Source organism: Cohnella sp. (genome assembly GCF_041641335.1).
Classification (GTDB): domain Bacteria; phylum Bacillota; class Bacilli; order Paenibacillales; family Paenibacillaceae; genus Cohnella.
In genome coordinates, this window is record NZ_JBEPYQ010000077.1 from 13,295 (window position 1) to 34,173 (window position 20,879).

16 protein-coding genes are annotated in these 20,879 nt (G+C 58.9%); 2 read left to right on the top strand and 14 right to left on the bottom strand.

Annotated features, from left to right (window positions below; translation table 11 throughout):
• Window positions 1-40 precede the first annotated feature (40 nt).
• From rnr to ACESLM_RS22260, 11 genes are all read right to left on the bottom strand, one after another.
• Entirely contained in the window at window positions 41-2,881 is a 2,841-nt protein-coding gene (rnr, locus tag ACESLM_RS22210) for a ribonuclease R (protein ID WP_372634471.1), read from the bottom strand.
• Window positions 2,882-3,015: 134 nt separating this feature from the next.
• Complete coding sequence (secG, locus tag ACESLM_RS22215; protein ID WP_094042944.1) at window positions 3,016-3,252, bottom strand: preprotein translocase subunit SecG; 237 nt, start codon at window positions 3,250-3,252, stop codon at window positions 3,016-3,018.
• 118 nt (window positions 3,253-3,370) lie between these two features.
• Window positions 3,371-4,567: a GNAT family N-acetyltransferase gene (locus tag ACESLM_RS22220; RefSeq protein WP_372634429.1), complete on the bottom strand. Its 1,197-nt coding sequence runs from the start codon at window positions 4,565-4,567 to the stop codon at window positions 3,371-3,373.
• An 83-nt stretch (window positions 4,568-4,650) separates the two neighbouring features.
• Window positions 4,651-5,775, bottom strand: coding sequence for an NAD(P)/FAD-dependent oxidoreductase (locus tag ACESLM_RS22225; RefSeq protein WP_372634432.1), 1,125 nt, complete (start codon window positions 5,773-5,775; stop codon window positions 4,651-4,653).
• Between the two features lie 196 nt (window positions 5,776-5,971).
• A complete protein-coding gene (locus ACESLM_RS22230; RefSeq protein ID WP_372634435.1) occupies window positions 5,972-6,736 on the bottom strand; it encodes a sugar phosphate isomerase/epimerase family protein in 765 nt (254 codons plus the stop codon).
• A gap of 186 nt (window positions 6,737-6,922) precedes the next feature.
• On the bottom strand, window positions 6,923-7,657 hold the full coding sequence (locus ACESLM_RS22235) for a nucleoside phosphorylase (RefSeq protein ID WP_372634438.1): 735 nt from the start codon (window positions 7,655-7,657) through the stop codon (window positions 6,923-6,925).
• 1 nt (window position 7,658) lies between these two features.
• A complete protein-coding gene (locus tag ACESLM_RS22240) occupies window positions 7,659-8,333 on the bottom strand; it encodes a sulfite oxidase-like oxidoreductase (RefSeq protein WP_372634440.1) in 675 nt (224 codons plus the stop codon).
• Between the two features lie 40 nt (window positions 8,334-8,373).
• A complete protein-coding gene (locus ACESLM_RS22245) occupies window positions 8,374-9,297 on the bottom strand; it encodes an ABC transporter permease (RefSeq protein WP_372634443.1) in 924 nt (307 codons plus the stop codon).
• Complete coding sequence (locus tag ACESLM_RS22250) at window positions 9,281-10,348, bottom strand: ABC transporter permease (protein ID WP_372634446.1); 1,068 nt, start codon at window positions 10,346-10,348, stop codon at window positions 9,281-9,283. Before ACESLM_RS22250 ends, ACESLM_RS22245 begins: the two co-directional genes overlap by 17 nt.
• Window positions 10,341-11,837: an ABC transporter ATP-binding protein gene (locus ACESLM_RS22255; protein WP_372634449.1), complete on the bottom strand. Its 1,497-nt coding sequence runs from the start codon at window positions 11,835-11,837 to the stop codon at window positions 10,341-10,343. Before ACESLM_RS22255 ends, ACESLM_RS22250 begins: the two co-directional genes overlap by 8 nt.
• Window positions 11,838-11,927: 90 nt before the next feature.
• Complete coding sequence (locus ACESLM_RS22260) at window positions 11,928-12,947, bottom strand: BMP family lipoprotein (protein WP_372634453.1); 1,020 nt, start codon at window positions 12,945-12,947, stop codon at window positions 11,928-11,930.
• Window positions 12,948-13,101: 154 nt separating this feature from the next.
• Between ACESLM_RS22260 and ACESLM_RS22265 the strand changes: the two genes are divergently transcribed.
• On the top strand, window positions 13,102-14,145 hold the full coding sequence (locus ACESLM_RS22265; RefSeq protein WP_372634456.1) for an LCP family protein: 1,044 nt from the start codon (window positions 13,102-13,104) through the stop codon (window positions 14,143-14,145).
• Between the two features lie 260 nt (window positions 14,146-14,405).
• Here the strand turns inward: ACESLM_RS22265 and ACESLM_RS22270 are convergent, their stop codons facing one another.
• From ACESLM_RS22270 to ACESLM_RS22280, 3 genes are all read right to left on the bottom strand, one after another.
• Window positions 14,406-15,239, bottom strand: a complete 834-nt coding sequence (locus tag ACESLM_RS22270; protein ID WP_094042932.1) for a sugar ABC transporter permease — start codon at window positions 15,237-15,239, stop codon at window positions 14,406-14,408.
• Window positions 15,236-16,546 (bottom strand): carbohydrate ABC transporter permease, encoded by a 1,311-nt coding sequence (locus ACESLM_RS22275; RefSeq protein WP_372634459.1) that lies wholly within the window; start codon window positions 16,544-16,546, stop codon window positions 15,236-15,238. Before ACESLM_RS22275 ends, ACESLM_RS22270 begins: the two co-directional genes overlap by 4 nt.
• A gap of 172 nt (window positions 16,547-16,718) precedes the next feature.
• Window positions 16,719-18,038 carry a sugar ABC transporter substrate-binding protein gene (locus ACESLM_RS22280; protein ID WP_372634462.1) on the bottom strand — a complete coding sequence of 440 codons (1,320 nt, stop codon included), beginning with the start codon at window positions 18,036-18,038 and terminating at the stop codon, window positions 16,719-16,721.
• 599 nt (window positions 18,039-18,637) lie between these two features.
• Between ACESLM_RS22280 and ACESLM_RS22285 the strand changes: the two genes are divergently transcribed.
• A complete protein-coding gene (locus ACESLM_RS22285; RefSeq protein WP_372634465.1) occupies window positions 18,638-20,389 on the top strand; it encodes an alpha-glycosidase in 1,752 nt (583 codons plus the stop codon).
• The last annotated feature ends 490 nt before the right edge of the window (window positions 20,390-20,879 follow it).

Consider the following 20,879-nt stretch of genomic DNA (forward strand, 5'->3'; position numbering starts at 1 on the left):
CCGGCAGAGCCGCCTCAGCGCTCTGTCCGGAAGGTTTTTATTATTCTTTCTTTTTCTTGCGCTTCCGAGGCTTCTTCTCTCCGCCACCGGCCTGCTGCTGTTGTTGCGGAACCGCGGCATCCGGCTTGACGAGAGGCTTGGACGGCCTGGACGGTTTGCCCGCTCCTCTGGAGCCGCTGTCTCCGCGGCCTTTGCGCTTGCCGTAAGACTTGCCGCCGTCGGCTTCGTCATCGATCGTCTTGTAGTTGCCCGAACGCGGCAGCCCCCACATATCGAGCCCCGCTCCGCGCCGCTTGCCTCTGGCCGCTTTGTCGTTCTCCCGAGCGCCGCCGCTTCCACCCGCAGCGTCGACCGGGACAGGCTTAGGCGCTTCAGCCGGCAACGGCGCGCTCACGCTCTCCGCCTCGCCGCGCGGCTTCTTCTTCCGCTTCCCGCCGCCGGAGACGACGCTGTTGTAGAAGCCGCCGTCCAGCTCGACCGGCACCGCTTCGCCGCGCCCTGCACCGCGCTCCTTGCGGCGGTCGTTGCGCTCCTCGCGTCCCGCTCCCCCGCGGCCTCCGCCTTTACCGCCGTCGGAACCTACGCGACCGCTCCGCTCGCCGGAGCCCGAGCCGCCACCGCCGCCAATGCCGACCCAGCGGCCCGCGGCGTTCAGTTTCTTGCGCTTGCGCGCGGCGTTGCGCCCAGGCCCGGCCCCCGGCCCGCCGCGCGCGTCGACGAAGCTGACGCGCTCTGCGCTCCGCGGCTTCATGTTGACCAGCTCGAAATCGATCGTATGCTCGTTCATGTTTACCCGGGCGACGCGAATCTCGACCTCGTCGCCGATCCGGTAAATCTTGGACGACCGTTCCCCGATCAGCGCCATATGAAGCTCATGGAAGTGGTAATAGTCGTCCGTCATATCGCTGAGACGAATAAGTCCTTCGACCGTATTTTCCAGCTCGATGAACATGCCGAAGCTTGTGACGCCGCTGATGATGCCGGGGAACTCCTCGCCGATCTTGTCCAGCATATACTCGGCCTTCTTCAGCTTCTCTGTGTCCCGCTCGGCGTCGACCGCCGTGCGCTCCCGATCGGACGATTGCGAGGCAATATCCGGCATCCTTGCGTTCAGCGAATCATAGCGATTCTCCGGCAGAGCCCCGTCGTTCTCCAGCACCTCGCGCATGACGCGGTGGACGATGAGATCGGGATAACGGCGAATCGGCGACGTGAAGTGCGTATAATAGTCCGCCGCGAGCCCGAAGTGACCCAGACTCTCCGCTTCGTACTTCGCCTGCTTCATCGATCTCAGCAGCATCGTGCTGAGCACCGTCTCTTCCTTCGAGCCGCGAATTTCCTCCAGCAGCGTCTGCAGCGCTCTCGGATGCACCGTATTTCCCTTGCCGCGCACGGCATAGCCGAAGTTGCTCGCGAACTGCATGAAAGTCAGCAGCTTCTCGTTGGTCGGCTCCTCGTGAATCCGGTAGACGAACGGCGCCTTCAGCCAGTGAAAATGCTCCGCAACCGTCTCGTTAGCCGCCAGCATGAACTCTTCGATAATCTGCTCGGCGATCGACCGCTCGCGCTTGACGATATCGACCGGTTTGCCCTGCTCGTCGACGATGACCTTCGATTCCTGAAAATCGAAATCGATCGCGCCCCGGCGCATCCGCATCGACCGCAGGCCCAAAGCCATCTCCTTCATCAGCTTAAACGTATCGACAAGGCTCGAATACCGCTCAGCCACTTCCGGATCCTCGTCGTTCAAAATTTTCCGCACGTTCGTATACGTCATTCTCTCCGTCGTGCGAATGACGCTCGTAAACAGGTCGTAACGGACCCGCTTCATCGTGCCCGGCTCGAACTCCATCTCGCACGACATCGTCAGCCGGTCCACCTGCGGATGAAGCGAGCAGATACCGTTCGACAGCCGGTGCGGCAGCATCGGAATAACTCGGTCGACCAAGTAGACGCTGCAGCCCCGGTTGTAGGCTTCCTCGTCCAGCTTAGACTTCTCGCGCACGTAATAGCTGACGTCGGCGATATGAACGCCGAGCAGCAGGTTGCCGTTCGGCAGCCGCTCCACGTTCACCGCGTCGTCCAGATCCTTGGCGTCCTCGCCGTCGATCGTCACGATGACCTTGTTCCGCAGATCGCGGCGTCCTTGCTGCACGATCTCCTCTTCCGTAATCGTATCCGGCGCGGATTCCGCCTCGGCCAGCACGTCGCCAGGGAAGCTCTCGGGCAATCCGTGCTTGCGGATAATGCTCAGAATATCGACGCCCGGATCGTCCTTATGGCCGAGAATCTCGATAATTTCGCCTTCCGCGGCCGTGCGGCCTTCCGGGTAGGTAACGATGTTCACGACGACCTTCTGTCCGGTCACCGCTCCCTTGAAATTTTCCGCCCGGATGAAAATATCCTTCGTAATCCGCTTGTCGTCCGGCACCACGAAACCGAAGCTCTCGTGATTGTGGAACAGGCCGACGACCTGCGTCACCGCCCGCTTGACGATGCGGACGATCTCGCCTTCCAGCTTGCCGTTCTCGTTCTTCGCGGACACCCGCGCCAGCACGATGTCCCCGTTCATCGTCCCCTTCATGTCATTGGCATGAATGTACAGGTCGGGGTGCTCCTTGTCTTCGGGGATCAAGAAAGCAAACCCTTTGGGATGGGTCTGAATACGACCGCGCAGCAAATTCATTCGTTCCGGAACGCCGTAACGGTTCGAGCGCGTCAGCAGCACCTTGCCCTCTTGCTCCAGCCCGGTCAGAAGACGCAGAAATTCCTTGAACTCCTCCGCGTCTTCGATGCCGAAATGTTTCTCCAACTCTTTGTACGTTAATGGTTTATAGGCGGTCTCCCGCATAAAATCGAGCAGCTCCTGCTCCGTGCACAGCGGCATCCGAATCACCTCGTCCAATTATAGTATACACACATTGCGGCTTCGGCAATCGGACGAATCTCCCTCCTGCGCGCCCTCCATGCAAAAAAGGCAGGAAGCTCTCGCCCCCTGCCTGATCTCATCCCGCGTTAGTTCTTGACGAAATAAGCAACCACCAAAGAAAGGATGAAGAAACCAACCGCCAAGCCGATCGTCAGACGCTGCAGGAACAGATCGATTCCGCGGGCCTTCTGCTTTCCGAACAAGTGCTCAGCGCCCCCGGAGATCGCTCCCGACAAGCCTGCGCTCTTCCCGCGTTGCAGCAGAACGACCGCAATCAATCCGATCGAGAAGATGACCAAGATAATTTTCAGTACGACGTCCATCGCTTACACCCCCTAAATCCCGTTACAAAAACAGTATTTTTATTTTATCACAACATCCGCCCGGTTGACAACCTTCCAAAAAATATCAATCTATCGGACGCATACAGACGCTGATTAATCAGAAGAAATCCATCAAATAAGCCGTTCTCTCGGGAATCCGGCGTTCCAGCCGCTTTAAGCCCTCGGCTGAACCGCTCACCCGACCGACCGACGCGAGCCAGGTCGGCTTGCGCCCTCCGAGCAGCATCGCCGTTAACGCCTGAATGTCGCAGGAGATCGCGTCCGCTCCGGAATCCGCAGCGCCATCGACACGCTCCAGAGTCCCTTCGCCTTCCTTGCTCCACGACAACCGGAACGTTCCGTCGTTCCAAGGAGCATGCCGATCCTCCAGCCGCAGCAGCACCGACTCTTCGCCCGTTCCCTGTTCCCAGGCATACTGCTTCGCGAACGCTTCCGCATCCACGATCCGCGACATGAAATACGGAATCAGCTCCTGCCCGATTCTAGGATCGTCCAGCAGGTAAGGAAACCCGTCGTCGATCGGTGCGAACAACGTCGTCTCCCCGATCATCGAGTCATGGTTGGCTATGAACGTCCAGAGCGCCGTCCTGGCCGTTTCGTCCAACGCGACGATCTCGTGCACCGTCATTTTCCCGTCTAAGCAATCGTAGAACACGTAGCCTTCCGGAGAGCCCTCCTCATTGAAGTAGACGACCGCCGCCCCTTCTTTGTGCAGCGCCCGCTCCGTCCACCAATCGGCCGAACGCGCCAACATCCCGTTGTAACGGGAAGCGTATGTCGAATAGATCGCGTCCAGAACGGCGACATCCGGCTTCGCCATCCTTCTCACCTCGCCCGGAGTCTCCTTGCGGGAAGGCAGCAGGCGGGTCGGAATCGCGTACTTCTTGCGCTCGATCGTCAGCTCGTACCCGTACTTCCTGTAAAACGAAAAAGAGAACGGGTGGAGCATGCTCAGGCTTTGCCCTTCGTTTCTCATCGTCTCCAACGCATGAGAGAGCAGCCGGCCGACGCAACCTTGCCTTCTCGCCTCCGGCCATGTCGCGACGCCGGCCACGCCGCCCATCGCCATCTTCTTCCCCTGGACCCATACTTCCAGCGGAAGCAGCGTCAATGCGGACATCAGCTTATTTGCCCCGTCGAAGACGCCCCAGTCCTGCTCGGGCAGGTACGTCTGTTTTCGCTGCTTCAGCTGATCATCCGTCCAGCGCATCTGGAACGCGAACTGAGACAGCGCCATCCTCTCGTAATAGTCCTGCTCCGTCAGTTGCCGAATCTCCAATTCCATCCACCTCATTCCTTTGTCATCCCATCTCCTCCATCCTAGCAAAAAGAAGCCTTATCCGAAACCGTTCTTCTTCATGCAAGGAATGGGGGCGTTCAGGACTGCAACGCTTTCCCAACCTCGTAATCGCCCAAATCGATGTCCGTCTCCAGTCCGAGCGCCAGTCTCGCCAATTGGCTTCCCAAGTAAGGGCCAACGGTTAGCCCGGACGCTCCGAGTCCATTGGCAACGAGCAGCCCTTCCCATTCCTGCACGGCGCCGATCACGGGCAGAAATCCGGGAGTAAACGGGCGGAACCCCGTCCGCATCTCTACGAAGGCGGCATTGGTCAGCTCCGGAGCCGTTTCCAATCCTTTGTTGAGAATTTCCTGCATGCCGCCTGCCGTCATTCTTGAATCGCTGCGTTCGACCCCGTTCTCGTGCGTCGCCCCGATCACGATCCTCCGCTGCTCGAAAGCGAGCAAATATTGATCGCTTGGAGGGATAACGACAGGCCAGGAGCCGGTGTCCGGGTCGCCCTCCAGCTGAAGATGCATAATCTGAGCTTTCTGAAAGCTCACGTTAAAGCGGAGACCCAGCGGCTGCAGCAGGTCTCTTGCCCACGCGCCGGCGCACGCGATAACGGCGTCCGCCAGATACCGTTTCCCGTCGGCAATCGCTCCCGTCACGCGAGTCCCCTCATAGGTCAACTCGGCGTCTCCCCGGACGAGAACGGCTCCGTGCCGAACCGCAGCGCGGATGAGCGCATCGCGAAGCGCACGGCCGTCTACCCTCGCGGCGCCGCCGATGCGAACGGCGCAATAGCCTTCCGCCAGCAGCGGGAACCGTTCGCTAGTCTCCCTCTCGTCCAGTACCGCGATCTCGCCGATCTCCGGGGCTTCCTCCCGGCGCAGACGCGCCCGCTCCTCCATCTTGCCGATTTTCTCAGGGTCCGTATGTATGCTAAGCGCTCCGACCCGAGCGTACCCCGTGTCGGTCTCCCCGTCCTCCCGCAACTGTTCGATCAATTCCGGATAATAGCGCGCGCCTGCCTTGGCCAGTCTATACCACGCCTGATTGCGCCGCTGCGACAGCCAAGGGCAGATGATGCCCGCCGCAGCGTCCGTCGCCTGCCCAGCGTCTTTGCGATCGATCAGGGTAACGTCGGCTCCGCTTCGGGCAAGCTGGTAGGCGGTCGACGCTCCGAGAATTCCGGCGCCGATGACGATGTAGGTTCTCATGCTCAAGTTCCTTTCGATTTCCAATGACAGTCCCTTCATACTACACCGGGTTCGATGCGTCTTCAAGATCATCCGTCAGCCCGCCGAAAAATAGAAAAAGGCCGGCTTCGCGTCCCCGGAACGCCGGGCAACGCACAAGCCGACCGATGAAACGAAAGGCGGCGACGGGTTGGCCCGTCCTGCCTCCTCTAATGCTTTAAACCCAGCCCCGAGCCTTGAACCACTCGAAGTTGTTTTTCGCGCTGACGATCGAAGAAACCTCGTATTGCTCCTGCTCGATGATGACGTATTCCACGCCGGCCGATTCGCATGCCGCGAGCGCGGAATCCCAGTCGACGGAGCCTTTGCCGATCTCCGCGTCGGTGCCGTCTTCTTTGAAATCCTTCGCGTGAACGACCGGAAGGCGTCCCGCGTATTTGTTCACGTATGCCGCAGGGTCTTGACCTCCGACCTTCACCCAGCCCAGATCGAATTCCGCGAACAACAAGTCTGCCGGAACTCTCTCCAGAATATGATCGATAACCAGTTTATCGCCGACCGGCTTGAATTCGAACGCGTGGTTATGATAGCCGAACTCGAGTCCGGCTTCGGTCACGATCCGTCCCGCCTGCTCCAGCGTATCCGCCATTTTGTACACGTCGTCGAGCGCCGGGTTGTCGCCGAGCGGATAATAAGGCACGATGAAGCGCTTCAATCCCAGCTCCTGAGCGTACTCCACTTGCTTCTTCAGATTGTCCCAGATCGCCGGATCGTTGACGGTTAAGCCGACATGCGCGGAAGGGGCGTTAAGGCCGGCATCGGCCAGCGCCTGCTTCACGTCTTTCGCGGAATGTCCGTAGTAACCGGCCAGCTCCACGTTTTTGTAACCGATTTCGCCAATCTCCCTGATCGTGCCCAAGAAGTCCTTCTCGCTGCGGTCGCGCACGGAATACAATTGAATGCCCACCTGCGGTTTGCTCATTTGATTTTCCACCATCCCATGGTTTGGTTGTTCGCGCGGCGGTCCGCGCGGCTTCCAACTTGTCTGCCTCTTTTATTATAGGCTTGGCGGCGCTTTTCCACGAGAGAAGTTTTTGTCCTCTTTATATGCATTTTGGAGTTCCGCCCCTCCGCATCGCGGGCCGGGGCGGATAGAAGCGGCCCGAATTCAGCCGCGATCGGATCGGGACAGCTTGACCACGGCACCAAGAGCGGCGGCAATCTCCCGCTCGACGGCCTGGGCTACGACGTTCGTATGCGGATCGTACTCTGCCGCGAGATCGGAATCCGCATAGCCGTCCACCGCCACGATTGCTCCGGCCCTTGCTCCCCTCAGGCTCGCCACGACGTACAGCGCGGCGATTTCCATCTCCACCGCGACCGCTCCGGCCTGCTTGTATGCCTTATGCGGAATCTCCAGCGCTCCTTGGAAGAAGACGTCCAGCGACACCGTAATGCCTTGCCGGACGACTCCGCCTTGTTCCAGCGCGCTTTCGTACAGAGCCTGAACGACCCGGCCGTCTCCGACGGCGGGGAAGCCGTCCGGCACAAGCTGGCGCGTCAGCCCTTCGGCGCGAACGGCCGCGGTGCTGACCACCAGGCTGCCCGCCGGCGTCTCCTCCGAATAGGAGCCTGCGGTCCCTACTCGAATCAATGTCGTCGCTCCTCCGCGAATCAGCTCTTCGAAGCAGATCGCGGCTCCGGCGGAACCCACTCCATGACTGGCCACCGCCACGGTAATGCCCTCGTACTGTCCGACGAACGTGCGGTATTCGCGGCTGAACGCCAGTTCCCGGGCTCCTTCCAGACGGGCGGCGATGACCGCCGCCCTTCCCGGATCGCCGCATACGAGAACGTACGGAGGGATATCCTCCGAATGGACTTGCAGAATAGGCAGTAACATCTTAATCGAACTCCTTCCTGGTCCACTCGTCCTCGGGAATCGGCAGCGCCTCTCCGGAGAAACGCTGCTCCGCGAACGGATCGGCTTCATTGTGGAAGCCGTTGCGCTCCCAGAATCCCGGACGATCCTCTGTCATGAATTCGATCCGCCGCACCCATTTCGCGCTTTTCCAGAAATAGCGGTGCGGCACGATCGTGCGCAGCGGCCAACCGTGCTTGTCTGTCAGCGGCTCCCCCTCGTAACGATAGGCAAGCATGACGTTATCCATCAACAGATCGGACAGCGGCACGTTCGTCTCGTAGTCGGGGTCGGCGTGGAACATCACGTAACGGGCCTCGGGCTTCGGCTTGACCCGGGACAGCAAATCCTTAAACAGCACGCCTTCCCACTCCGTGCCGAACTTCGACCAGCGCGTCACGCAGTGGATGTCGCATTCGATTCGGGAGACAGGCAGCCCGAGCACGTCGTCATACGTCAGCTCAAGCGGCTCCTCCACCTCTCCGTCGATCGTCAGCCGCCACTGCTCCATATCATATCGGGGAATATCCCCCTCGTGCAGAATCGGAAACTTGGCCGTCAACGTCTGCCCCGGGGGCAGCCGCCCCCCGAGCGCCTCGTTCGCCTCCGACGGAGCGATCGGTTTGGCCTTCTTTAATCTTTCCGCTTTGTTATGCATCTTGCCGCCTCCTATCCTTCCGCGCCGATCCGGGATCCGGCTATCTGGAGCTGGTGCCCGAGCTTTGCGCATCCTTGACGAATTCCTTGTTCTTGAACAAAAACATCGCGGCGATCGTAACGGCGTAAGGGACCATCTGAGTAAAATGCGAAGGCATCGCGAACCCTTGCAGACGAATGCTGAACGCATCCATGAGCCCGAACAGCAAGCTCGCCGCAGCGACACCCAGCGGTCCCGATTGTCCGAGCATGGTGGCCACGAGCGCGATGAAGCCCCGTCCGGCCGTCATGCCCTCCGTGAACATCGTCACCTGGCCAAGCGACAGCTGCGCCCCGGCCAGCGCGCACAGAACGCCGCACGCCAGCATCGCGCCATACTGATAGCGCCGCACTTGAATGCCCAGGCTCCGGGCGGCCAGCGGGTTGTCTCCGGCGGCCAGGAAGCGGAAGCCTCCGATCGTCCGGTAGAAATAGTACCACATCGCCCCGACCAGCACGAAGGCCAGATAGACAAGCGGCGAATGGCCGGACAAAATATCTCCGACGACGGGAATGTCCTTGATCAGGGGAATGTCCCACTTCGGAAGCCCGACCATGTCCTTATTATAATAAGCTCCCTTGACGTTAAATAAAGTTCGCAGACTGAAGGTGGTCAGCCCCGCAGCCAGAAGATTCATGGCGATGCCGACGACGATGACGTTGGCCCGCAAATGAATGCACAGATAAGCGAACAGCAGCGCGAAAAGCGACACGCAGCCGATGGAGAACGCGATGGCCGCTCCCGTGTTGCCGAAGTAATGATTGCCGACGATCGCCGAGAACGCGCCGATCAGCATCAAGCCCTCCAGGCCGACGTTAAACAAGCCTACTCTCGCGCACAGGGCTCCCCCCAGCGCGGCGAGCAGGATCGGCGTCAGCATGCGAAGCGCCGAGTTGAACAAGGCCAGATCAAACAGCTGCTCCATTCGGGTCCCCCTCCTTTCTGCGTCTCCGGAAGCCCCGAACGAATTTGACGGTAATGAACAAAATCAGCACCGCCTGAATGACATCGCCGATCTCCAACGGCACGTCGGTATTCATCTCCACGCCCATGCCTCCTGTCTGCAGAGCAACGAGGAAGAAGGCCGCGATCGCCGTACCGACCGGATGCGCGTTCGCCAGCAGCGCGGCCATAATGCCCGTCCAGGCAAAGTCCGCCGCCACGAAGGAATTGTCGATGTACCGATACTGCGAGCCCAGCACCTCGCCGGCTCCCGCCAGCCCGGCCAGCCCGCCGCTGGCGAACATGACCCCGAGCATCAGAGGCGTCCGTCTGACGCCTCCATAGACGGCGAACAGCGGGTTGCCCCCCATCATCCGCGCCTCGTATCCCGATACGGTCCTTGTCAAATACACATAAAGCGCGACCATCGCGGCAAGCGCCAGCAGCAGCCCGACGTGCGCGGGCATGCCCTTGAACAGCTTGGGCAGCCAGATCGCGTTATCGATCATCTGCGACTGAGCCATCGCGGCCGAACCGGTCTTGTCTTTGAATGGATAAGCCACCATATAGCTGGCGAACAGCGTAGCGATATAGTTCAGCAGCAGCGTCGTGATCAGCAGGTTCATCCGGAAGCGAGCGTCCATATACCCGGCGAAGGCCGACCACAGACCGCCGGCGGCAATTCCGACCAACATGGAGACGACAGCGACCAGCCATCCCGGTCCAGGCACATACAGCGCCGTCAGCGCCGCCGCCAAGCCTCCGAGCGCCATCTGGCCTTGGGCCCCAAGATTGAAAAATCCGGAACGGAACGCGATGGCGGCTCCCAAGCCGACGAGAATGACGGGAGTAGCGCGATTAAGCGTGCTAGCGAGGAAGTAGAAGCTGCCGAACGCCCCCTTCCACATCTCCGCATAGGTTTCCAGAATCGAGCCCCCCGCGATGACGATGGCGATCGATCCCGCGAGCAAGCCGAGCGCGATGGCGGCCGTCGGCCCGAGAAGGGAAGCCGTCAGCTTCTTCCATTTATCCATTGCGCTTCCCTCCTACCATTAACAGACTCAGCTTTTCTTCCGTCGCTTCCCCTTCTTGCAGTTCCCCGACGATCTTGCCCTCGTACATGACGAGAATGCGATCCGACAGCTTCAATATTTCCGACAGCTCCGACGATACGAGCAGAATGGCGCCTCCGGCGTCCCTTTTGCGCAGCAGCTGCTCGTGGATCGTCTCCATCGCTCCGATGTCGACGCCCCGGGTCGGCTCCGCCGCGATAAGGAAAGGCGTCTGCTGCGCAATCTCGCGGGCCACGATCAGCTTCTGAAGATTGCCGCCGGACAGGTTCTGGGTTTCGTTATCCGGCGAGCCGGCCTTGATCGCATACTGCTTGATCCACTCCGAGACGCGCGCCTTTACCGTCCGCCCCTGCAGAAATCCGAGTTTGCCCAGCTTGCGCTGATGGCCCATCGTTCCCGTCTCCGCCACCGTCGCCGACTTGCTGGCTCCCCAGACATAGCGGTCCTCCGGGATGTGGGCCAGCCCCGCGTTCCGGAACTCCCGGGCCGACTTCCCCGTGACGTCGGCTCCGAGCAGAGCGACCGTTCCTCCGGCCGGCTTGGTCAACCCCGAGATGGCCTGAAGCAGCTCCGATTGGCCATTGCCGGAAATGCCCGCGATGCCGACGATCTCTCCCGCTCTGACGTGCAGGCTGACGGAATCTACCGCAGGCTTGCTCCCGCTTCCGAGCACGGACAGCTCCTTGATCTCCAGCACCTTATCCTTCGGCGAGGCCGGCTGCTTGTCCATCGCGGCAAGCGGCCTGCCGACCATCAATCTGGACAATTCCTCGATGCTGGTCCGAGACGCCTCCAGCACGCCGGTCACCTCCCCGTCCCTCAGGACGGTGATGCGGTCGGCCGCGCTCATGACCTCGTTCAGCTTATGGCTGATCAGAATAAAGCTCTTGCCCTGCTTGGTCAGCGTCCGGATCGCTTCCAGCAGCTCGCCCACCTCCAGCGGAGTCAGCACTCCCGTAGGCTCGTCGAGAATGATGATTTCCGCCCCTTGGTAGAGCACCTTGAGAATTTCCACCCGCTGCTGGACGCCCAGCGGGCAGTCGACGATTCTCGCTTTCGGGTCCACGCGGATTCCGTATTTTTCCGACAACGCCTCCACCTGGGCGACAGCGGCTTTACGATCGAACCGCAGCTTGCCCGGCTCCTTGCCGATCACGATGTTTTCCGCGACCGTGAAGTTCTGGAACAGCATGAAATGCTGATGAACCATGCCGATGCCATGAGCAATGGCGTCCTTCGGGTCGGCGAACCGAACCTCGCGGCCTCCGATTCGAATCGTCCCGGAGGACGGCTGTTCCATTCCGTACAGAATGCGCATCAGCGTCGTTTTGCCGGCTCCGTTCTCCCCTACGATCGCGTGCACCTCGCCCGGTTTCAGATCGTAATCGATTTGCCGGTTCGCCCGAACGTCGCCGTAATTTTTCGAAATCCCTTCCATCTTGAGCAGCATGGACTTGCCTCCATCCCTTGTCGCAAGCGTAGGAAACCGGCTGCTTAAGGCAGCCGGTTACGAATAAGCAGTATGGAATTGACTATGGAATTATTGCAAAGAGTCGCTTACGACGATTTTCCCTGCAACGATATCATCATTGATCTGCTTCAGCTTGTCAACGGCTTCTTGGCCGATCGCGTCGCTGAGCGGGGATTTGCCTTCCTTGTTGACGTATGTGAGACCCACGCCGCCTTCCTTCAGACCGTAGTCGCGCACTTCGAACGAGAAGTTGCCTTCGACGAAGTCCTTGACCGTCTCGTAGACGACGGCGTCCGTTCCTTTCAGCTGGGCCAGAATGACCTGCTTGCCGTCGGTGTTGTCCGTATCTTGTCCGGACGTATAGAAGCCCTTCTCGGCAGCCGCTTCGAAGACGCCCAAGTCGCCTACCGCGGACATGCCCGCTACGAAGTCGGCTCCCTGCGAGTTTTGCAGCAAGGCAAGCTCCTTCGCTTTGGCCGGATCCGTAAAGCCGCCTACGTAGTTGACCAGAACCTTGACGTCCGGGCTAACGGACTTGGCGCCTTGCTCGAAGCCGCCCGTGTATTTCTTCATCAGCGGAATATCGACCGCTACGACGTTGCCGACCGTGCCGGTCTTGGATACGAGCGCCGCGGCGGCGCCCAGCAAATAAGCGGCTTCGTGCTCGCGGAAAGCAACGCTGCGTACGTTCGGCAAATCAATGACGGTATCGATGATCGCAAACGACTTGTCCGGATATTGAGGCGCGATCTTCTTCAGCGCGTCTTCCATCTGGAAGGTCGACGTAAGGATCAGATCGAAGTCTCCCGCCGCGGCCGATTGCAGATTCTGCTCGATGGAAGCCGGGTCCGAGGACTCGATCGTCTTGAATTCGACGCCGAACTCCTGTCCCGCTTTCTTCAAGCCCTCGTCCATCAATTGGAAGAACGGGTTGACGCCGATCGGCTCCGGAGTGACCAGCGCGATTTTATACTTCTTCGCAGGCGCGGACGGACTGCTCTGCGCCTCGTTCTTATCCTTGGACCCGCACGCCGCCAGCACTCCCCCCAGGATGACAAGCATAAGTACGAGTATAAACGGTTTTTTCATCTGTTCTCTCTCCCCAATGTGAAATGCACGCATTCTGTTGATATCCTAGCAGTTTGGTCGGCTTTTGTCAAAACAAAACGAAAGAATGGAACAACTTTCCTCCCCTTTGCCTCGTATTATAGTTAACGAATCTTCGGGAAGGATGAACGACGTTATGGATCGAGAATCCGCAGAAGGAACGAACCTCTCCAGATCGCACGCCCCCAGGATGCGCATAAGCAAAAAGAAAATGCTGCTATACGGAGGCCTGGGCGTCTTTCTGATTATCGCTTCAATAGCGGCCTACTACGTCTACACGATCGTTTCTTTCGCCGGCGAGATCTATCAGCCCCCTGCCGACAACCAGCCGAGCGCCGTCGTTCCGATAGATGGCAGCGCTCCCATTCCGGTTGCCGTCATCGAGCCGCCGGAGCGGTTCGCGAACGAGCGAATCAACATTCTTCTGCTGGGAGGCGACTCGCGGGGCGTCAAGAGCACCGTCAAACCCCGCTCCGACACGATGATCGTCGTCTCGATCGATCCCGTCTCCAAGGGCACGCATCTCTTCTCGCTCCTGCGGGACACCTACGTGGAAATTCCGCGCCACGGATCGAACCGCTTGAACGCCGCGATTACGCTCGGCGGTCCCTTGCTGGCGATGGAGACGGTCGGGAACTTGATCGAGATGCCTGTCCATTATTACGTCTATACGGATTTCGAAGGCTTCATCTCGCTGATCGACGAGCTCGGAGGCATCGATTTCGAGGTCGACAAGAACATGAGACATACCGACAACCGCGACGACCCGAGATACAACATTAACCTGGAGCAAGGCGTGCAGCATCTCGACGGGCTGACTGCGCTGCAGTACGTCCGGTTCCGCAGCGACGCCTTGTCCGATTTCGCCCGCTCCGAACGCCAGCGGAAATTCCTGGCGGCGATCGCCGACAAGCTGAAGTCGTCGTCGACGCTGCTCAAGCTTCCGCAGCTCCTGAACGGCATCGCCCCCTACATCGAGACGAGCATTCCGCCCGGCGATCTGTTCGAACTGGCCCGTCTCGGTCTCAAGCTGGACACCGGCAATTTGCGAGGCATCCAGATTCCGCAGTCAGGCGCGTTCAGGAACGCCGTCATCCATGGAATGGACGTTCTCGTTCCCGACCTCGATCGGATCAAGAGCTATGTCAAAACAACTTTAGAAGGAGAAGCACCTTTATAACCGCCGGTCGCACTTGTATTCGCACCATTAATGGAGATCGCCATCCTCGAATCGGGGACGCATTCGTCGGACATCTCCGAGGTAGAATAACAAGAACTCCGCCGCACCTCCCAAGCGCCGAAAACGGTCCTCAGCCCTGCATTCCGCGACAGCGGAAGCCGGCCGGGGACCGTTTTTACGCATAATGCCTCTTCTACCCTTGTTGCCCTCTGTTCACCAGCTATTGCTCACTAGCCTTTGCTCGTCCAGCCTTTGCTCATCTAGCCTTTGCTCGCCCCGGCTGTCAAGCCGTCGACCAGGTTGCGCTGCAGCACGAGGAACAGCGTCATCACCGGCAGCGCGACCAGCACCGCCCCCGAGGCGAACAGCGTAAATTCCGTGGAATTGCGTTGGTTGACCATCTTATACAGCCCGACGGCCAACGTCCGTTGGTCCTCGGAGCGAAGCACCAGGTCGGCGAAAATGAAGTCGACGAAGCAGCCGTTGAAGATCATCAGGCTGGCGTAAGTCAGCATCGGCTTGGCCAGCGGAACCATGATTCGGAAGAACACGGTCAGATGGCTCGCCCCGTCGATCCGCGCGGCTTCCTCCAGACTTCCGGGCACGGTATCGAAAAAGCCTTTGGCCACGAACACGTTGGTCACGATCGCGCCCGAGCTGTAGACGAGCACGAGTGCCAGATGCGAATTAAGCAGCCCTACCGTGTTCAGCACGACGTACACGGCGATCATGGCCATGAAGCCCGGAAACATCTGCAGCACGAGCAGCGCGTTCAGCGAGAAGCGCCGTCCGGCGAACCGGAACCGGGACACCGCATACGAGGTCAGCAGCAGCAGGAACGTCCCCAGCACCGTCGACAGCGTCGCGATCTTTAAGGTATTCATGAACCATATCGGATATTTGGTCGAGCGGAAGAGCTCCCGATAATGCTCGAAAGTAAAGCTTCTCGGAATAAGCGTCTCGCTGTACAGACTGTTCCCTTCCTTCAAGGAGGACAGCACGATCCACAGCGCGGGATACAGGCTGACGATCGTCAGCACGATCAGAATGGCGTAGCTGAGACCGAGCTTCAAGCGGGCGTTGGAGCCGTTCATACGATCATGTCCTCCTCTTTGTAGGATCGGGTTCGGCGATAGCTCCAGATGGACAGGGAAGCGATCATCAGGAAAATAACGATTCCGATCACCGACGCGAAGCTGTACTGCGCTTGATCCAACGCGAGCTTATACAGCCACGTGACGAGCAGATCGGTGTGTCCCGCGTATTGGTAATGGGTGTTTACCGGTCCTCCGTCGGTCATCAGGTAGATCACGTTGAAATTGTTGATGTTCCCGGCGAATTGCATGATCAGCACCGGAGCCGTCGCGAACAGCATCATAGGCAGCGTAATGCGGCGGAATTTCTGATACGAGCCCGCTCCGTCGACCTCAGCGGCTTCGTAGAGATCCCGGGGAATCGTCGTCAAAATTCCGAATGCGAGAATCATCGTAATCGGAATGCCGATCCACATGTTGACGATCATGAGCGTCGCCTTGGCCCACATCGGGTTCGTCAGCCACGGCACGCCTTCGAGTCCGATCATGCGCAGCATGTCGTTGATCGGCCCGAACTTGTTGTTGAACATGTTGCGCATAACGAGCAAGGAGATCAAGCTCGGAATCGCGAACGGAACGATCATGACCGTACGCCAGAACGCCTTGAAGCGGATACGCGGCTGATGGATGAGCACCGCCACCAGAATTCCGCCGACGTACGTCGTGACGGTGGCGATCGCCGCCCAGACGACCGTCCATAGCAGCACGCCGAAAAACGTGTCGCTCCATACCTTCAAGCTCACGAGCTTGACGAAATTCGCGAAGCCGACCCAATCGACAAGGTTCGCCGGCGGCAGATTCGGATCCGCGTAATTCGTAAAGGCGAGAAGAATGGAGAACACGAGAGGGAGCACGGTGAGAAATAAAATGAATACGGCGGGAAGCAACAGAACGACGTAAGCGAAATTTCTTTGATTAATCGCTCTCAACGTCTGGCCGAACGAACGGACCTTCCGCCCTTCCTCTCGCTGAAGTCCCGTCTTGTACGCGTCGCGAATGCAGGCCGCGTACAACGCGGCGGCCAGAAGCACGGCGAGCAGCGCCATCAAGCCTTTGATCAGTAAGAAAATGGAGTGGTCTCCCTCCACCATCTGCGTCAGCTTGCCGACTTTGACCAAGCCGCTGGGCTGGTCGCCGAGCGTCCACAGCCCCCGCAAATAGTCCGGCAGATCGAGCGCCGCGGCTCCTCCCAGGAAACCGATTCCGACGGCCAGAAATAATATCCCTTTCATCCACTGGCCGTTATAGAGCTGGCCCAGGCCCATGAAGAGCGCGGACAGCAAGGCGCCCGCGGTTGGTTTGCGCATGCGAGATTCCTCTCTTTCTCGCCTCGAACGGAGCCGTCTCATAAGTAATAAGAGTCGTACCGAACGATTATCGATGGATGCAGGGTAACGGGCATCAATCTCTTTCTTTTTTCATCGATAATTTTGTACGCCTTTACTTATAAAACAGCCCCGTGCTTGGCGGACCTACTGTCTATTGGGAAGCGATGGCCGTTTTTACCGTCGTGACCATGGCGTCCAGCGTCGCCTTGACGTCGGCCTTCGGATCGTCCCACACCGTCGTGAACGCCGCCTTAAGCGGATCCCACAGCGCGTTGATTGCGGAGATGCCCGGCATCGGAGTCGAGTTCTCGAACTGTTGGAAGAAGCCGCTAACGTATGGATCGTCCTTGATCTTCGGATCTTCACCGGCTTCCTTGTTCGCCGGAATGGCTCCCGTCATCTCGTAGTTTCTCAGCTGGTTTTCCTTGCTCGCCGCGAAGTTTGCGAACAGGCGGGCCGCGATCGGATACGGTGTGTAGGAGTTGACGTAATAAGACTTGACCCCCGAGAACGAGGTGGAAGGATTGCCTCCCGGAACGGCCGGGATCGGCGCAACGCCGAAATTGACCTTGTCCTTGAAAGCGGCAACCGACCATGGGCCGTCGATGTTCAGAGCCAGCTTGCCGTCCGCGAACAGCTGCGTTTTGACGTCGTAGGTGACGTCCGCCGCATTCATCGGCAGAATCGGCTTAAGCGACCTCAAGAACTCGAAGCCTTCCACTGCTCCCGGGCTGTTCAGCCCGATATCGTTCGGATCGGTATTGTCCTGGCCGAAGAAATAACCGCCGAAGCTGCCGACGAACGGATAGGAATAATACCCGACGAATTCCCACATGACGGCGTACTTGTTCTCCTTCGAATTCGTGAACGTCTCCGCGAACTTCACGATTTCGTCCCACGTCTTGGGCGGTTCCGGAAACAGGTCTTTGTTGTAGAACAGCGCGTACGTCTCCACCGACTTCGGATAGCCGTACAGCACCCCTTCGTAGGTTGAAGCCTTAACGGCCGCTTCCGCCATCGTAGCGCGCGTCTCTTCCTCGAACACATCGTTGGGAAGAAGCAGGCCCGCTTTGACTGCCTGAGCGATCTGGTCGTGCGGCAGCGTCAAGACGTCGCCCGCCAGCTTAGAAGGGCCGTCCGTCGCCAGCCGTCCGCCTTGGTCTCCTCCGGCGACTTCCTCCAGCGTAACGGGTACGCCGTATTCCCTCTCGAAGGCCGCCGCCAGCTCTTGCATGTACGGCATTTGTTCCTTCGATTCCCATACTTTCAGCTTGGCGCCCGCTTCCGGCTTCAACGCCTCCTCTTCGCCGTCTTCGGACGGAGCGGCGCCTTCCGACGCAGTCGAAGGGCTCGTGCTTGAAGAAGGCGTCGCGCTCCCGTTATTTCCGCTGCCGTCCCCTCCTCCGCAAGCCGTCAATGCCGCAACCAGCAGCGCGCAGAGCCATCCGATACCCCATGTTTTAAGCTTCATGCTACTCATCCTCCCGTTTTTAAGTGCTTCCCCTTTTCTGATTCCCTTGCCGATTTATCCGACGTGCCGCCTCGTGCCCATCGTCTTCAGCCCCTTCCGGCAAACCGCAAAAAAGGGGCACACCCTCGCCAAGTGATTAACTCGCGAGGATGTACCCCTAGGGTAGCAGTGCCTTCAGAATGTCGAAGAAACTCTCTTTCGATCTTCCGTGAAAACGATTGCACAAACTCATCATAAACGATGTACGATTTAGTTAGCAAATTCCATTTTCAGCTCATATTCACGGTTTCAGGCCGGAAAATCGCAATTTTTCCCTCAAAATCTGTTATTCCCTGCGAAATCGTTCGTATTGCGCCCTATTTACAGATTCGCCGATCTGGGATAACATAAACAGCAAGGATAGAGCGTGGCTTTTCGGCTAGGGCAAACGATTGCACGTACGAAAGCCATCGAATCGGCCGTATTCCGCTATCCCAATATCGCAAACATCGCAAAAGCAACTTAAAGGCGCTGTTACCACCAGGTACAACCTCGTCCGTGCACGACGAGGCTGTGCTTTTTTTTCATATTCTAATTTCCCGAGTGAAGGAGACCTGTCCATGCTGCGCGAAGCGATCTACCACCGCCCCAAACAGAACTGGGCCTATGCCTACGACGACAAAACCATTTATCTGAGAGTGCGAACGAAACGAGACGAGATGGACGAAGTATCCGTAATCTTCGGAGACAAGTACGCCTGGCAGCGGACCCGCGCCGTCGCCCCGATGAACAAGCTCGTACCCGACGAGCTGTTCGACTACTGGGAAGCCGCGGTCGTCCCTCCTCTGCGCCGATTGAAGTACGGCTTCCGCTTCCGCTCCGGAGACGAGGAACTGTACATGTCGGAAAGAGGCTTCTCCGACGTCGAGCCGGCTAACTACCTTCTGCTGTTCGAATTCCCTTTCCTGAACCCCGCCGACGTGTTCTCTCCCCCCGCTTGGGTGAAGGACGCGGTGTTCTATCAGATTTTCCCGGAACGGTTCGCGAACGGCGATCCATCCCTGAATCCCGAAGGAACGCTGCCCTGGGGCGGCGATCCGACTCCGACGAACTTTTTCGGCGGCGATTTGCAGGGTGTCATCGACCATCTGGACCACCTGATCTCTCTCGGCGTGAATGCCATCTACTTCAACCCGTTATTCGAGGCGACGACCAACCACAAATACGACACGAAGAACTACATGAAGGTCGATCCCCGATTCGGTACGAACGAGAAGCTGAAGGAGCTTGTAGAAGCCTGCCATGCCCGGGGAATCCGGGTCATGCTGGATGCGGTGTTCAATCATTCGGGCAAGGAGTTCCCTCCGTTCGTGGACGTATTGGACAAAGGCGCCGAATCCCCTAACGCCGATTGGTTCCACGTGCGCGAGTTTCCGTTGCGGGTGGAAAACGGAGTGCCGACCTACGATACGTTCGGCTTTGAACCGATCATGCCCAAGCTGAACACGGAAAACGCCGAGGTAAAGCGCTACTTGCTCGACGTAGCCCGCTACTGGATCGAAGAGGTCGGCATCGACGGGTGGCGGCTGGATGTAGCCAACGAAGTCGATCACGCGTTCTGGAGGGAGTTCAGGACGGTCGTCAAAACGCTTAATCCCGAGGCTTACATTCTCGGGGAGATCTGGCACGACTCGGCCATGTGGCTCCAGGGGGATCAGTTCGACGCGGTCATGAACTATCCCGTGACGGATGCCGCGCTCGACTTCTTCGCCCGCGGCGAGATCGACGCGGTTCAGTTCGCCAACGCGATCGGCAGCCAACTGGCAGCGTATCCGAGGCAGGCCGTGGAAGCGACGTTTAACCTGCTCGGAAGCCACGACACTCCGCGCCTGCTCACCGTATGCGGAGGAGATGAGCGCCGCATGAAGCTGGCTACCTTGTTCAAGCTGACCTTCCCGGGCGCTCCGTGCGTCTATTACGGGGACGAATTCGGAATGGCGGGCGGCGGCGACCCTCATTGCCGAGGGTGCATGGTCTGGGAGGAGGACAAGCAGAACAAGGAACTGTTCGCGTTTTTCGCCTCGGCTATCCGTCTGCGCAAGGACCATGAAGCGCTTCGGAGCGCGAACTTCAAGTTCCTGGCCGCGGACGGAGGCCTGCTGGCCTACGAAAGGCTCTCTTCCGACGGCTCCGAGCGCTTCGTCGTCGCGATGAACGTCTCGGAGCAGCCGATCACAGCCGCGATATCGACGGCCACGGCCGGCCACGGCTGGACGCAAGCGTTCGGAGACGCCCCGGCCGACCTCGCAGACGGACTCATTAAGGCAGCGTTGCCGGCTTTCGGCTATTCTGTCTGGCGGTCGGAGACGTAACGGCACCGTCAATCCAACCCCTGAAACGTCGAATCGTCTTTCTCCTCTAAGCCCGAGGTCCGGTCGATCCGCTAAGCGATGCTCTCGCTGCGGAACGTTCGGGCCTTTCCGTATCATGTCTCTAACGGTCTGGCAGACCTTTACGCGAGCGAATCGGAGCGGATGTCTGCCTCTAACGGTCTGGCAGACCGTTACGCGAGCGAATCGGAGCGGATGTCTGCCTCTAACGGCCTGGTAGACCGTTACGCGAACCAATCGGAGCGGATGTCTGCCTCTAACGGTCTGGCAGACCTTTACGTGAGCGAAACCGAGCGGATGTCTGCCTCTAAACGGTCTGGTAGACCGTTACGCGAGCGAATCTGAGCGGATGTCTGCCTCTAACGGTCTGGCTGGAGCTAGAATAAAAAGTGGACACCTCATAAGAGCAGACAGATAATGAATACAACAAGAAAATGAGGTGTCCGGTATGGGGGAGCAAAGACAGCATTAC

Excerpts from the sequence above, each read along its gene's own strand:
- secG (WP_094042944.1), bottom strand. The coding sequence starts at position 3,252 with ATGGACGTCGTACTGAAAATTATCTTGGTCATCTTCTCGATCGGATTG.
- ACESLM_RS22220 (WP_372634429.1), bottom strand. The coding sequence starts at position 4,567 with ATGAGGTGGATGGAATTGGAGATTCGGCAACTGACGGAGCAGGACTAT.
- ACESLM_RS22225 (WP_372634432.1), bottom strand. The coding sequence starts at position 5,775 with ATGAGAACCTACATCGTCATCGGCGCCGGAATTCTCGGAGCGTCGACC.
- ACESLM_RS22230 (WP_372634435.1), bottom strand. The coding sequence starts at position 6,736 with ATGAGCAAACCGCAGGTGGGCATTCAATTGTATTCCGTGCGCGACCGC.
- ACESLM_RS22235 (WP_372634438.1), bottom strand. The coding sequence starts at position 7,657 with ATGTTACTGCCTATTCTGCAAGTCCATTCGGAGGATATCCCTCCGTAC.
- ACESLM_RS22240 (WP_372634440.1), bottom strand. The coding sequence starts at position 8,333 with ATGCATAACAAAGCGGAAAGATTAAAGAAGGCCAAACCGATCGCTCCG.
- ACESLM_RS22245 (WP_372634443.1), bottom strand. The coding sequence starts at position 9,297 with ATGGAGCAGCTGTTTGATCTGGCCTTGTTCAACTCGGCGCTTCGCATG.
- ACESLM_RS22250 (WP_372634446.1), bottom strand. The coding sequence starts at position 10,348 with ATGGATAAATGGAAGAAGCTGACGGCTTCCCTTCTCGGGCCGACGGCC.
- ACESLM_RS22255 (WP_372634449.1), bottom strand. The coding sequence starts at position 11,837 with ATGCTGCTCAAGATGGAAGGGATTTCGAAAAATTACGGCGACGTTCGG.
- ACESLM_RS22260 (WP_372634453.1), bottom strand. The coding sequence starts at position 12,947 with ATGAAAAAACCGTTTATACTCGTACTTATGCTTGTCATCCTGGGGGGA.
- ACESLM_RS22265 (WP_372634456.1), top strand. The coding sequence starts at position 13,102 with ATGGATCGAGAATCCGCAGAAGGAACGAACCTCTCCAGATCGCACGCC.
- ACESLM_RS22270 (WP_094042932.1), bottom strand. The coding sequence starts at position 15,239 with ATGAACGGCTCCAACGCCCGCTTGAAGCTCGGTCTCAGCTACGCCATT.
- ACESLM_RS22275 (WP_372634459.1), bottom strand. The coding sequence starts at position 16,546 with ATGCGCAAACCAACCGCGGGCGCCTTGCTGTCCGCGCTCTTCATGGGC.
- ACESLM_RS22280 (WP_372634462.1), bottom strand. The coding sequence starts at position 18,038 with ATGAAGCTTAAAACATGGGGTATCGGATGGCTCTGCGCGCTGCTGGTT.
- ACESLM_RS22285 (WP_372634465.1), top strand. The coding sequence starts at position 18,638 with ATGCTGCGCGAAGCGATCTACCACCGCCCCAAACAGAACTGGGCCTAT.